General features: G+C 51.6%; 10 protein-coding genes. 1 reads left to right on the forward strand and 9 read right to left on the reverse strand.

All coding sequences use genetic code 11. The annotated features are described in order from the left end of the window. The 6 genes from HMPREF0645_RS09775 to HMPREF0645_RS09805 form a co-directional block, all read right to left on the reverse strand. A partial coding sequence (locus tag HMPREF0645_RS09775; RefSeq protein ID WP_044123564.1) for a rhamnogalacturonan lyase occupies positions 1 to 1,842 on the reverse strand: 1,842 nt, incomplete at its 3' end. 541 nt (positions 1,843 to 2,383) lie between these two features. Next, the gene (locus HMPREF0645_RS09785; protein ID WP_007174825.1) at positions 2,384 to 4,573 is read right to left on the reverse strand and encodes a glutamine synthetase III family protein; all 2,190 of its coding nucleotides are present in this window, start codon (positions 4,571 to 4,573) and stop codon (positions 2,384 to 2,386) included. A gap of 202 nt (positions 4,574 to 4,775) precedes the next feature. After that, positions 4,776 to 5,654: a PfkB family carbohydrate kinase gene (locus tag HMPREF0645_RS09790; RefSeq protein WP_007174827.1), complete on the reverse strand. Its 879-nt coding sequence runs from the start codon at positions 5,652 to 5,654 to the stop codon at positions 4,776 to 4,778. Between the two features lie 370 nt (positions 5,655 to 6,024). After that, the gene (locus HMPREF0645_RS09795) at positions 6,025 to 7,917 is read right to left on the reverse strand and encodes a heavy metal translocating P-type ATPase (protein WP_007174828.1); all 1,893 of its coding nucleotides are present in this window, start codon (positions 7,915 to 7,917) and stop codon (positions 6,025 to 6,027) included. A 101-nt stretch (positions 7,918 to 8,018) separates the two neighbouring features. Further along, a complete protein-coding gene (trhA, locus tag HMPREF0645_RS09800; protein WP_007174829.1) occupies positions 8,019 to 8,669 on the reverse strand; it encodes a PAQR family membrane homeostasis protein TrhA in 651 nt (216 codons plus the stop codon). A 102-nt stretch (positions 8,670 to 8,771) separates the two neighbouring features. Next, positions 8,772 to 9,314, reverse strand: coding sequence for a hypothetical protein (locus tag HMPREF0645_RS09805; protein WP_044123509.1), 543 nt, complete (start codon positions 9,312 to 9,314; stop codon positions 8,772 to 8,774). A 356-nt stretch (positions 9,315 to 9,670) separates the two neighbouring features. Between HMPREF0645_RS09805 and HMPREF0645_RS09810 the strand changes: the two genes are divergently transcribed. Next, positions 9,671 to 11,131 carry a potassium/proton antiporter gene (locus HMPREF0645_RS09810; protein ID WP_245544024.1) on the forward strand — a complete coding sequence of 487 codons (1,461 nt, stop codon included), beginning with the start codon at positions 9,671 to 9,673 and terminating at the stop codon, positions 11,129 to 11,131. A gap of 497 nt (positions 11,132 to 11,628) precedes the next feature. Here HMPREF0645_RS09810 and HMPREF0645_RS09815 read toward each other — a convergent pair whose 3' ends face one another. The 3 genes from HMPREF0645_RS09815 to HMPREF0645_RS09825 form a co-directional block, all read right to left on the reverse strand. Continuing rightward, positions 11,629 to 12,777, reverse strand: a complete 1,149-nt coding sequence (locus HMPREF0645_RS09815; protein WP_007174835.1) for a Rid family hydrolase — start codon at positions 12,775 to 12,777, stop codon at positions 11,629 to 11,631. 12 nt (positions 12,778 to 12,789) lie between these two features. Then, complete coding sequence (locus tag HMPREF0645_RS09820; RefSeq protein ID WP_007174836.1) at positions 12,790 to 13,935, reverse strand: Rid family hydrolase; 1,146 nt, start codon at positions 13,933 to 13,935, stop codon at positions 12,790 to 12,792. A gap of 13 nt (positions 13,936 to 13,948) precedes the next feature. Continuing rightward, a partial coding sequence (locus HMPREF0645_RS09825; RefSeq protein WP_007174837.1) for a cytochrome c biogenesis protein occupies positions 13,949 to 14,272 on the reverse strand: 324 nt, incomplete at its 5' end.

The following is a 14,272-nucleotide window of genomic DNA, read 5'->3' on the forward strand; positions in this document are numbered from 1 at the left end:
CTCATTGCGCACGATTACCTCCTCGCGCCAGTCTCCTATAATGTCGGCTGAGAGACAGGGGTTAGACTTGGTGCCGTTGTTGAACACGCCGTCGAGTCGTTTCACCACATCCACCGACTGTGTGGAGGGATTGTATTTGGTGATGGTGGCATGGTCGAGCAGCTGCCGGGTGAGTCCTCCATCCCACCATATTGCAAAGTTACACGACAGTCGTCTCACGCTGCGGCTGGCATCGCTGTAGTCTGTCTCGCTATCCTGTCCGTTCTGTTGTATACACTTGGAGAATGGGGAAGTGAGCGGAACATTGGCACTCCAAACCTCCACGCCATAGTGGGTGGAGTCGATGTCGGCCGCCATGGCACGTCCTACATCGAAGTTGGCCTTCTTCTGGAAAACCACCTTGCCTGTGACCGCATCGCGAAGCGTGGAGCCGTCGCGGCGGTTTTCGTGGCAGTCCCATATCAAGAGCTTGTTGGTTAGGGGTTCGGCTACCAAGTGCATGGCATCGCCATGACCAAGCCCCGTGTTGTAGAGCGGACTACCGTCATGGTCTACACACATTGAGCCATATACAATTTCGTCCTTGCCGTCGCCGTCCACATCGGCCACACGAAGGTTGTGGTTGCCCTGTCCGGCATAGTCGGGTGTAGCCTTGTTGGTCAGGTCGAGCTTGGCCATTATCTCATTTTGCGCTTGCTGCGGGTGGGTGTCGAAATACCAGTGCAGCTTCAGGTCTTTGCCATCCCAATTCCATGCGGCGAGGGTGGTGCGGGTATAGTATCCGCGACAGAACACGGCTGAGGGATGCTTGCCATCGAGAAAGGCCAAGGCGGCGAGATAGCGCTCTGAGCGGTTGGCATGATCGTCGCCCCAGACACCCTCCGGCCCACGGTCGGGTATGTAGTCAACGGTCTTCATTGCAGCACCCGTGAGACCGTTAAACACAGTGAGGTATTCCGGGCCTTGCATGATACGCCCATACTGTGAAGTTCCAACTTCTGTGTTTACCCAGTTCTTATTGCTGTTGCCAATAACTTTTCCGGTTCCGTCTACAGTTCCGTCGGCGGTCTTCATCATCAGCTCGGCCTTGCCGTCGCCGTCAAAATCATAAGCGATAAACTGGGTGTAGTGTGCGCCGGCGCGGATATTGGGTCCCATGTCGATGCGCCACAGGCGGGAGCCATCGAGCTTGTAGCAATCGAAGTAGACCTTCGACGTCATGCCCACGTGTGAGTTGTCGTGCGCGTTGCGCGGGTCCCATTTGAGTATAATCTCGTATTCCCCGTCACCGTCCACATCGGCCACTGTGGCATCGTTGGCACTATAGGTCACGGGGATCTTGCGCAGCGCTGTGTTTTTATTCATCAGCCGCGCCTGCCCCGTCCTGTTGCCGCGCCTGCCCCGCGGTCTCTGTGGTCGAATCTCAATGCTGTCGGTGGTGGTGGGAGGGGTGAGGAGAATCGTGAGATGGTCCTTGTGTTGCGATGCCTTGAGCGTCCACGAACCATTGAGCCCTCCGCCACGAACCTCGTACACTGACTCTCCCGACGTGGGGTGGTTATCTGTAAAGAATGTGCCACCTGCGGTGAGGGACTTTGGGGTGAGCCGGATGCCGTCGCGATACACGTCGAATCCCTCATTGGGTTTGTCGCCGGGCAGTAACCGCCACGACACCACGACCTTATTGCCGCTCCGAATCGCGACTACGCCCCGGTTCAGGCGTTCGGTTTGCATCTGTGAGAGATTGTACCGGGTTTGGGCAATTGCCGTTCCCGGTGTTAAGGCAAGCAGCAGGAACAAGGGTTTGATGCATGTTTTGATTGGTGATAATCGATTAGTCATATTCGTAATATTGTTTTAGTTGTAGTTCAAGGTGAAAGCAGAATAATGCAAAGGTATAAAAAAAACAGAAACGCGATGCGCTCCCGCGTATATTATTTTGTTTTTTGGTCAGATGGTCTGTGCTTGTAAGAACAAATTACCATTTTCCTGTGATGATTTTTTGTTCATCCAGAGAAAAATGCGCCATGTTTTCTGGCTTGTTTTCTTCTTGTATGAGTCCAAAACGCCCAGGACGTTGTGGTTACAGTCTTTTCGCTGCGCGGTTAAGGCTCCGCGGCCACACGACAAAGGCCTGACCGCGATGCGGTCAGGCCTTTGTCGTGCTGCCATTCCATATGTAATCGTCAATGGAAAAATCGAACTGAAAATGCAATTTCACAGAATGCGCTGATAATCAGCGTGCTATGAAAGACGCCAAATTTCGCGAATTTCGACGCCGGCAGAAGAATTTTTCAAATACGCGAAGCATGGAAGGCTGTTTGTAAAAAAATATCACCATCCGTCATACCAGTATTTTGCCTCTACGACGCCTTTCTCGGGCTTATCTGATGAACAGCAGTTCGCGATATTTGGGCAGCGTCCACAGTTCGTCTGAGACGATGAGTTCCAGCTTGTCTATCTGGTAGCGTATATCGGCCATTTTGGTTTCCACGATGTCGTGGTAGGCAATGGCACGCTCCCGCGTGCATTCTATGCGGTTGGCCACCTTGCGGGCATTGACCAGTTCCTCCACTCCCGTCTCGATGATTTGCGTTCGTTCGGCTATCTCTCTAATAATTTTTTTGTTTCGGGCGGTGAGTTTTACGGCTTCATCGTTGTCGAATATAGAGAACATATTTTCCACATTTTTGGCCAGCTGGCTTTGATAATGCGTGGCCACGGGTATGATATGGTTCATGGTAAGGTCGCCCATGACACGCGCCTCGATCTGAATGCGCTTGGTATAGGTCTCCCATTTCACCTCGTTGCGTGCGAGGAGCTCATTCTCGTGCATCACATTCGTAGACTCGAACATCCTGATGGATTCGTCGTCAAGGTATCGGTCATAGGTTAAGGGGCAGGAACTCTCGGTGTCGAGTCCGCGGCGCTTGGCCTCCTTCACCCACGCTTCGGAGTAGCCGTTACCATCGAAATGGATGGGGGCACACTGTTTGAGGTCTTCCCGCACCACGTCGAGAATGGCACTTGTGCGGTCTTCTCCCTTGCTTTCAAGTTGGTCAACCCGCTTCTTGAAGTTAGTGAGGGCTTCGGCCACTGTGGCATTGAGCACGATGAGCGCACATGCACAGTTGGCTTCGGACCCCACGGCACGAAACTCGAATCGGTTGCCGGTGAAGGCAAACGGCGATGTGCGGTTGCGGTCGGTGTTGTCGATGAAGAGTTCGGGAATCTCCGGAATGTCGAGCTTCATGCCCTTCTTGTCGGTCAGTGTGAAGAGGTCTTTCTTGTCGGCCTTCTCAATGTGGGCAAGAAGGTCGGACACTTGTTTGCCCAGAAACGACGAGATGATGGCCGGAGGTGCCTCGTTGGCACCCAGTCGGTGCGAGTTTGTGGCCGACATGATCGATGCCTTGAGCAGACCGTTGTATTTGAAAACGGCCATCAATGTTTCGACAATGAACACTACGAAGCGCAAGTTGTCTTCAGAAGTCTTGCCGGGCGCATGCAGCAGAATGCCCGTGTCAGTGGCAAGACTCCAGTTGTTGTGCTTGCCGCTGCCATTAATGCCCTTGAAGGGTTTTTCATGGAGCAGCACGCGAAAGTTGTGTTTGTGGGCAACTTTTTTCATCAGTCCCATGAGCACCATGTTGTGGTCTACGGCCAGGTTGCATTCCTCATAGATGGGAGCCAATTCAAACTGATTGGGTGCCACCTCGTTATGGCGGGTCTTACAGGGTATGCCCAATTCCAGAGCTTGCACCTCGAGATCTTTCATGAAGGCCTGCACGCGCTCGGGGATGGCGCCAAAATAGTGGTCGTCCATCTGTTGGTTCTTGGCAGAGTCGTGGCCCATCAAGGTGCGTCCGGTCAACATGAGGTCGGGTCGGGCCATATAGAGGTCTTCGTCAACGAGGAAATATTCCTGTTCCCACCCCAAGTTGGTCTGCACTTTTCTCACGTCAGGATAGAACAGCTGAGCCACATCGAGGGCTGCCGAGTTCACGGCGTGGAGCGAACGAAGCAGTGGAGCCTTGTAGTCGAGGGCTTCGCCGGTATAGGAGATGAAGATAGTGGGTATGCAGAGGGTGTCGTCCATGATGAACACCGGCGAGGTGGGGTCCCATGCCGAGTAGCCGCGGGCCTCAAAAGTGTTGCGTATTCCGCCCGATGGGAAGCTCGATGCGTCAGGCTCTTGCTGTACGAGCAACTTACCGGAAAATTCTTCCACCATTCCGCCTTTGCCGTCGTGCTCCACAAAGGCGTCGTGTTTTTCGGCTGTTCCCTCGGTGAGTGGCTGGAACCAGTGGGTGTAATGGGTTACCCCGTTTTCCTCTGCCCATTGTTTCATTCCTTTGGCCACAGCATCGGCAATGCTTCTGTCGAGTCGTTCGTGATTATCTATGACGTTGATGAGTTTTTCGTAAACGTCGGATGGAAGATATTTGTACATCTTCTGACGGTTGAACACCTTGCGTGCGAAAAATTCTGAAGGGCGCTCAATTGGCGCTACAATGTCGAGGGGTCGTTTGTGGAAGGCTGCCGTAACAGCTTCAAATCTTAAATTGGCCATGGTCCTACGCTGGTTTGAATTGACGGTGCAAAATTACGCTAATCTGCTCAAAATAAAGAATCAATTCATGATAAAATGCCACAGAATCATGATATCTGGCGTTGAAATGATTGTCATCAAAGAAATATAGGGGCTTGTTGTCAGTAACGGACGGAAAGCAAAGAAGTCCGCTGGCGCGGACTTCGGTAGGGGTGACAGTGGGTTACTGGTTATGTCGGACAACCCGCTGGATGTCGGCGATGGTCCTGTCGAAGGGGCCGTTGTGCTCCAACTTGAGGGTGCACATGGCTGCGGCAAACTTGCCCGACTCCATGTAGCCCATGCCTTGCATGCGACAATAGAGGTACCCCGTGGAATAAGTGTCTCCGCATCCGGTGGCATCGACAACTTCCTTGGGTTTGTAGGCCGGTATCTCAAAGAACTTGCCCTCTGCATAGATGAGTGAGCCGAAGCTGCCGAGCGTGATGATCACCTCTTCGACTCCGTATTCGGCGAGCTTCATGGCCACTGTGCGCGGGTTCTTGGAACTGGTGATGACCTCCATCTCGTGCTCGTTGAGTTTCAGGATATTGGTGTACGAAAGAACCTGCTCCTTGTCTTTCCAGTCGATGGGATGAACCTGCTGGCCCACCACTTCGCGAAGATAGCCCTGGGCATCGATGGAGACTTTGCCCTTGGTGGAGAGGTATTTCACCACATCGGGGGTAAAATCGTCATTGAGAAGGCTGCCCAAATGAAAGACCTTGGCTTCGAGAGGCTTCATCTCGTCTATGGTGAAAGGGTCGGCCTTGGCCAATACCCGCTGGGTGCGCTGATTGGTATCGGCACCGTATTTGTTCTCGAAATAAACCGTATGGCGACTGGGATAGCACAAAATGTCTATACCCAGACTGCGCAGCTTTTCCACTTCGGGCAACTGTCCCTGTCCTACTTTGGTTACCAACTTGTAACTCAGTTTGTCGGGTAGCTGACTGATGCCCCGCGACATATAGAAAGATGTGCCTCCGGCCATGCAGACCGTGCCCTTGGATGTTATGATTTTGTCTCGGGTAATGTGCCCGATGCTACAAATATCTATCATGGAATGAAAGTCTTAGAATGCAAAGGTAATCATTTCTTTGCATATAAGACTTTGAAAATCTAATATTGAACACGGAATATTTTTCTCCCCCATCTGTCCATGCCCCTTGTTTTGTATGTTTTGCGAAGGGTTTCTTATGGCATAGGCAGCAGTCCTTCCCAGCGCACATCCCAGTCAACAAATCGATTTTAGGGGAGGATGTCCATGCCACCGTGCAGGGCTGTCTCGACAGCATGATGTAGATGTTAGTCAATGTTACAGGCTAACGGCGATAATTACCGAGATGCAGCTGGTGTAGGCAAATGGAGAGCGGGCAAGCCAAGTCGGCCTCACTCCCGATGGAATGAGGCCGACCAGATATTATCATGACTTAGGTTCGCATGGCCCTCATGGCATTGATCACGGCCAGAACCATGACTCCCACGTCGCCAAACACGGCTATTCCCATTGCCCATGAGGCAAGCAAGCCGGTGGCAACGAGCAAAAGAATGATCACCTTGACGCCGATGGCAAACCATGCATTCTGCTTGGCGATGCCTATGGTGCGGCGTGCTATGCGAATGGCTTGGGCTATTTTCGAGGGTTTGTCATCCATCAGCACTACGTCGGCAGCCTCTATGGCGGCATCGCTTCCCAGTCCTCCCATCGCAATACCCACGTCTGCTAAGGCAAGAACAGGCGCATCGTTGATACCGTCGCCAACAAAAGCAAGCTTGCTTTCGGCTGCTCCCTCTCGTGAGAATTGTTTCACATAGTCCACCTTATCAGTGGGCATCAACTCACAGTGGACCTCATCGATTCCGAGTTTTCCCGCTACAAACCGTCCCACTTCCTCGCGGTCGCCGGTGAGCATCACGGTCTTTTCAACGCCCAGCTGTTTCAACCGACTGACAGACTCGGCTGCATCCGGTTTGATTTGGTCGGATATGACGATATGTCCGGCATATGTCCCGTCAATCGCCACATGAACAATGGTACCCACGTACTCCTCGCACAGGCTACAATTGGACAGCGTAGCCCCCATGCTTTTCATCATTTTCTCATTGCCCACGCACACGTTCTTACCATTGACCAGGGCCTGAACTCCCTGTCCGGCCACTTCCTTGACATTCTCTATCGTGCAGTCGTCTTGCTCGTTGGGGTAGGCCAAGCGCAACGCGGCGGCAATGGGGTGGGTGGAGAAACGCTCTACATGGGCGGCAAGGTGCAGTAATTGATTTTTATCCAGCATGTCGGGATGCACAGCATCAACGACAAATACACCCTGTGTCAGGGTACCCGTCTTGTCGAACACCACTGTCGAGGTCTTGGCCAACGCATCCATGTAATTGCCGCCCTTGATGAGAATGCCCTTGGACGAGGCTCCGCCAATGCCTGCGAAGAACGTTAGGGGAATTGAAATGACCAAGGCACACGGACAGCTCACCACCAAGAAGGTGAGTGCACGATAGAGCCATGTGGGGAAGGCCGTGCCGTAGCTGGAGGCAAAGAAGGGTGGAATGAGGGCGATGGCCAATGCCAGAAATACGACGATAGGGGTGTAGACACGCGCAAACTTGGTGATGAAGGTCTCACTTTCCGATTTGTTTCCCGACGACTCCTCGACCAACCGGATGATTTTTGCGGCCGTGGACTCACCGAAGGCCTTGTCCACTTTCACTTTAAGCATGCCCGAAAGGTTGATGCATCCGGATATCACCTCGTCGCCTATCGCCACGTCTCTCGGCACGCTTTCGCCGGTAAGGGCTACGGTGTTGAGGCTCGAAGCGCCTTCAATCACCTTTCCATCGAGTGGGATTTTCTCTCCCGGCTTCACCCACACGGTCTCGCCCACCTTGACTTGTTCAGGAGATACCACCACCGTTGTATCCCCGCGCTCCACATTGGCCGTGTCAGGACGGATGTCCATGAGCTTGGCAATTGACTTGCGGCTCCTGTCTTCGGCATAGCTCTCGAAGAGTTCGCCCACTTGGAAGAATAACATCACAAACACCGCTTCGGCAAACTGAGGCTCAGCACCGGGCAGGAAGCCGATACCCAGTGCACCAATTGTGGCCACTGCCATGAGGAAATTCTCGTCGAAAGGGTCACCTTCCATAATACCCTCGGCGGCTTCGCCCAATACGTCGTAGCTCACGAGGAGATAGGGGACAAGAAAAACGACCAGCTGTACGACCATTGGCAGTTGGGTGTTTCGGGTCACCAGAAAAGCGATGAGCAGCAGCACGGCTGCCGCGATAATTCTTAATAGTTTTTTGTTCATATCCTTATGTAAACTTGATTCCGTTTGCAAAGATACGAATAAAGGGTTGCAACTCGGTTGCAAAGATGCCTGTTGGGCTGAACGATCAGGTGCGAGGGAAGCTACATGGAGATGACTTCCCACACGGCAACGAGGTGACAGACAGAGCCGGCCAGCACGAAGAAATGGAAAACGGTATGCATATATCGCTGTTTGTGTAGCGTGTAGAACATTGCACCTGTGATATACATCACACCCTCGGCTATGAGCCAGGCCACGATAGAGAAGTCGACCGAATTCAAAAGCGGCTTGAAGGCCACAAGAACAGAAAGTCCCATTCCCACGAAAGTGATGGTTTCGAGATTGCTGTGGTCTTTCAGTTTGTAGAAAGAAGAACAGGTACCCACGACGGCACAGAGCCAAACGAAGGTGAAGAGTCCCCATCCCCAAAGTCCCTCATTGCGCAGGGCCACCAGCGTGATAGGGGCATACGACCCCGCGATGTGCCAGTAGATGGCAGCATGATCGAGCTTCCTGACTTTCATTTTCCACGCGGAGGAGAAAGGCAGAGCATGGTAGACGGTGGAAGAAACATAGCTGCTCAGCATGCCCAGCATGTAGAGTGCGACGCCGAACGTTGCCCAGGGCTGGTGAGTCAGTATCGTGTGACGCAGGAAAAATATCCCACACACGATGCCCAGCAGAATGCCAATGGCATGGCTCCAAGCATTCCAATGTTCTTCTTGCACGGTGTAGAATCTTTTTTGTTCCATGATACTTGTTGCGATGATGAAAATATGTTCAGAGGTGGGTTTCTGTCAATTACCACCGTGAGTTTAATAGTTTTGATGTGTATAACGTTTTATAGAACCCACTTAGAACGAATAGCCTATGCCTAAATAAGGATAGATGGTCTTCGCACGATTAATCTTGGGTTCATTGTGTTCCAATTCATTGGTCCTGTCGAACCCCATGCCGGGGCTTAATCCGGCCCGGAGCATCCAGCCCATAGATGATTGGAAGCGATAGCCTATATCGATGAAACCAAAAGAGCCAGACTCTTGTGACTCAACGATGTGTGAACTTCTGTCCGTACTGGTGCATTGGTATAGCCCGTAGCATACGCCGATACCCAATTCCAAATAGTGTTGCTTCCCCCCTATCAGGTAGTTCACGGCCATGGGAAAGCTCCAGCCGGTGGTTTTGTCGGGAGCCGAGGGTAGGAAGTCTGGGCTCCTGGAGTAGGTATAGGCTACTCCGATGCGTCCGCCCCATCGGGTGTGGTCGTTGAAGCGAGAGTCATAATGCACCCCCGCAGTGGTGGACGCGCCGCCGGCCTCCACATAAACATGTTGTGCCCGTAAGCTCATGCATGAAAAGATGAGGAGTGTGGATAGGAAAATATGTCGCAACTTCATCGTTTGGGAATTTGGTATACAAATGTAGGTGTTTTTGTTGAAACAAGCAATATTTTGTTGAAAAAACAAAAGGACAGACTCACAGAGCGAAGATATGGAGACATTGGAAAATCATGGCAAGAAAATAGGTAATGTCAGATCTGACGATGCGCACGTTACATGTCGAGTACCAAGCCAAACAATCATGCTCTACGGTATTCTTTTGGTTACGTTTTAATTTTTTTTAATGATACTAAAATGGTTCCTTCATCATGATATTCAGTATTTTTGACTATCTTTGCTATAGGGTGTTTCGGGTGATTGCCGTTGTGCCCTATGGGAAACATGATTTTACATTTATATATTCTATACTTTTTATGTTGACATTCACCACAGAAAATATATTCCTTCTCGGTTCTTTCCTCGTCTTGGTTAGCATCTTCATTAGCAAGACGGGGTATCGGTTTGGCATCCCCACTCTGTTGCTCTTCCTGTTTACAGGTATGTTTTTCGGAGACGAAGGCTTGGGTCTGCACTTCGACAGCCCTAAGGATGCACAGTTTATAGGCATGATGGCCTTGAGCGTCATTCTCTTTGCCGGAGGAATGGACACCAAGTATAAGGATATCAAGCCCATTGTGGGGCCAGGCGTGATACTCGCCACGTTGGGTGTGGTGCTCACAACTGCATTCACCGGTTTGTTCATCTATGGAATCTCGCGGTGGTCGGCCATGGATGTTGGGCTTTCGTTGGTGGTGTCAATGCTGCTTGCCGCCACCATGTCGTCCACCGACTCTGCCTCTGTATTCAATCTCCTCCGAACTCAGGAAATAGGACTGAAGCACAACCTGAGACCTGTGCTGGAGCTGGAGAGCGGCAGCAACGACCCCATGGCTTATATGCTCACCATTGCGTTGGTCGAGATCGTTACGTCAACTACGGATTTCTCTTTCGGCGGTCTTATTTTTAATTTGGCCGAGCAATTTGTCCTGGGAATGGCTCTCGGATACGCCGCAGGGAGGCTGACTGTGCTGCTCATCAACCGCATCAACCTGCCCAATGCCGCCCTCTATCCCGTACTGTTGCTGAGTATGGTGTTCATCACTTTTACATCGACCGATCTGCTGCATGGCAACGGTTACTTAGCCGTTTATATCGCAGGACTTGTGGTGGGCAATAGCCGCCTGTCTTATCGACGCGAGATGAGTACGTTTCTCGATGGACTGACCTGGCTGTTGCAAATCGTATTGTTCCTTACCCTGGGATTGTTAGTCAATCCTTCGGAGATGGTGGGCGTGAGCTTAGTGGCTCTTGCGGTGGGCGTATTCATGATTTTAGTGGCGCGCCCGCTGAGTGTTTTCCTCTGCCTGCTGCCCTTCCGCAAGATTCCTACACGTGGCAAGGTGTTTGTCTCGTGGGTTGGTCTGCGTGGGGCTGTTCCCATTATTTTTGCAACCTACCCCTTGCTCAGTGGGGTAGAGGGAGCCAACATCCTTTTCAATATCGTGTTTTTCATCACCCTCGTGTCGCTCATCGTACAGGGCAGCACCATTAGTTTTGTGGCGCGGAAGCTGCATCTTGATATGCCTGTCGAGAAAACGGGCAATGAGTTTGGCGTAGAGATTCCCGAGGAACTGGGTCCAAACCTCAACGAGGTGGTGCTCACCCAGGACATGCTGACCAATGGCAACCTCCTGTCGCAGATGGATATTCCCAAAGGCACCTTGGTCATGATGGTGAAACGAGGCAAGACTATTCTCGTACCCAATGGTCAGTTGCCCATGGAGGAGGGTGATATATTGCTCTGTCTGACCAATAGTGAAGAGGACGGAAAATAAGCAGGCCGGGCAAGTCGGGCTGCTCGGAATGTCAAATTTAGTTCACTGTAAAAGTGACTTCTTTTTTCGTCATTATAGCTTTTGGAAAACTTCTTTTTGTCTCTTTTTCCTGTTTGTTATGCCCAAAAACGTCATGCCGACCAGCTCAAAAAAGTTTTCGACTTGCCATTAGAGTCTAATGGCATCATGGTTGAGGCTTAGTCAGCATGCGACAAAGCTCTTGTCGCCCTGCGATTAGGCCTTAGTCCCACTGCCATTCGATATGCTTTCGCAAGCAGTTCTGTTCGAGACATTTTTGCTAAAAACCGTTTTTCTTCTTAAATCGTTGTCTGTCAGCAAATTAAAAAACATGCTCAAATTTCTCGTATTTGCGCCCGCCGGGTTTTATTTTTAGAATACGCGAAATATAAGGAGCCTGTTGTCAAGAAGTTTCCATATCATAAGATTCGGGATAAAGAAGTTGTGTCGACTTCTGCCCACGCTATTTACCCATACGGTCAGAAATCGGGATAGCTTGATTTGACTTTGCGAGCGGCGATACATTCCATCTCGACCAACCGACCTGGTTTGCAGATGTGTGCGTTAACCAAAACATAAGGTACACGGTGTTCTGTTTTCTTTTGAAGAAACTGTCGCACGACATGGAAGTCTGAGGCATCGCGAATGGCACAGGTCAGCACTTGCAGGTCGTTCATCTCACAATCAGCCTCATTGATCAGAGCCTCGATATTTTGCCACACTCGCACGCACTGTCCGAGAATGTCGCCTTGGCTCACAATATTACCGTCGCGATCCGTGCTGCCCGTTCCCGAGATAAATACGTGGCGACGGTCGCCGTAGTCGATGCGGGCACCACGTTCAAAGCTCATGCCGTCGGCTGCTTGGCAGAGGTGTTCGGAGGCATGGAGATATCGCATTTGGCCTTGGCGAAGTCCGCACACCGCGTAGCTGTCCATCTGGCAGAGTATTTGGTTGTCGGCCGGCCTACTGCCAATGCCGGTGCTGACGGTGAAGTGGGTATGGCGGTTCATGCCCTGCGTATAGAACACATCGTTGCGAGCCTTCACCATATCCTTGTAGTCCCGTTCTATGTCATTGACATAAAACCATGTGCGAACACAGTTGTCGCGCAGCGTGCAACCCTCATTCATGAGTTGCATTACATAGTCGTTGAGCAGCAGTTTGGTTTGTGCGGAGCAGGTTTTGGCTTGTGCAGTGTTGTTGGCGCTCCACAGATGGCGGTAACTGCCGTGTTCCACCTCATATAGACCGAAGGTGTTGGCCTTGGTGTTGATATGGGTCATGAGGTAACACCACAGTGCCACCTGGGTGCCATTGGCAGGTGGCTGCTCGATGACAGACAGCTCATAGTCGGGCGAAGTCAGCTCGTAATTCATCAGCATAGCTGTTTGATTGGCAGCGTCGCTGATGAAATAGCGCTTGAACACAGGACTGGCCTTGATTTGTTGACGAACGATCTCAAAGGCGGCACACAGATGCCGGAGTTGCTCGGCATAGTTCATGTGGCATGCTTTGTCGTCGATACACAGTGTGAGGTGGTACTCGTCAACGTCGGTTCCGGCGGTAAATTTAGCTAAACGGACGTTCACGCAACCGAGGATTTGATAGGGTATGATGTGTGACATGTGGTACTTGGTTTACAGTTTCTTCAGTGCAAAGCACTCTGTTTCCACGAGCCAGCCCGGCCTGCACACAGATGCGAGCACGATGATATAGGGTGTGTCGGGAAACTTTTGGGCGAACATGTCGGATACGGTCTTGTAGTCGGCTGTATCGCGAAGGTAAACCGTCATCTCTGCCACGTCGTCAAAGGTGCATCCCCCTTCTGCCAACAGGGCGCGGATGTTTTCCCACATGCGATGCACCTGCCTGCGAATGTTGCCCACGTGCATAATGTTGCCCTTGTTGTCAATGCTGGCCGTTCCGGATATAAACACCTTGCGCCGTCCTGCGAAGTCTATGTAAGATCCTCGCTCAAAGCGCACACCATAGTCGGATGTGCGGTTCAGGTGGTCGAGAGCGTATAGATGGTGCACCTCGTTGGGCTTGATGCCCTTGATGGCGTAGGCGTTCATCATGCACAGTGTCCGATGGTCGGCACATCGACCGCCAATGCCTGTTGAGGCGATGAAGTGAGTGTTGTCGGTAAGATGCTCGGTGTCGAAAACGGCATTGCGTCCTCTCACCACACCGTTGTAGTGGTTGTCGATGTCGTTGACATACAGCCACGTGCGCAGACAGTTGTCGGCCAAGGTGCAGTCCCAGTTGCGCAGATACCGGGCATAGGTGGTCATGATGTCAAATGTTTGGTCGAAAGCGTTGTCGCCCACAGCTGTGAGCTGTGCCGACCATAGCTCGGTGTAGCCATTGTGCGACACGGAAAATAGGTTGTCTCCTATCTTGTGGTTCTCTGTTCCGGTCATCAGATAGATCCATAGTCCCAGTTTTGCGCCGTGGAGTGGTGGTTGCTGCACGTAGGACACGGCACAATTTTCCTCACCGGTTATCTGTTGGAGTGCCTCCACCTGATTGGCTGCGTCGCTGAGATAATAGCGTTTGAACACGGGGAAGGCAGCGTTTAGTTTGTCCAATTTGCCGTTGAAATTGCTTGTTCGTATCTTTTCGCAGCTGTCGGTCACTGCCTGTGCTTGCTCCTCAAAAGAGCGTTCGGGATTGATACAGGTGAGCATGCCAAGGTATTCGTGCACACCATGCCCCCCGTTAAAGGCGAAAAGTCGGACAGACACGTCGTTGATGATTATGTTTAGCTTCTTGTTTTCCATAATGATAGTTGTTTTATGCGTATGCGTGCATGCCTCCCAGAAAATAGTTCACGCCAAAGAAGGTCATGAGAACGCAGAGAAATGCACAAGTGATATAGATATTGAAATGCTTGTTGTGACGAGCGAAGGCCAACGACTGCCGGTGCAACGGCACAGCGTAGACCATGAGGGTGATGAGCGCCCAGGTCTCTTTGGGATCCCAACTCCAATATCTTCCCCAACTGACATTGGCCCATATGGCTCCGAGAAAAATGCCTATGGCCAGCAGAAAAACAGATGGATAGAGCATGACTCGGTTGAGCGTGGTGACCTGATCGATGAGCGCGCACCGCTGCTC

Source organism: Hallella bergensis DSM 17361, from assembly GCF_000160535.1.
Taxonomy (GTDB): Bacteria; Bacteroidota; Bacteroidia; order Bacteroidales; family Bacteroidaceae; genus Prevotella; species Prevotella bergensis.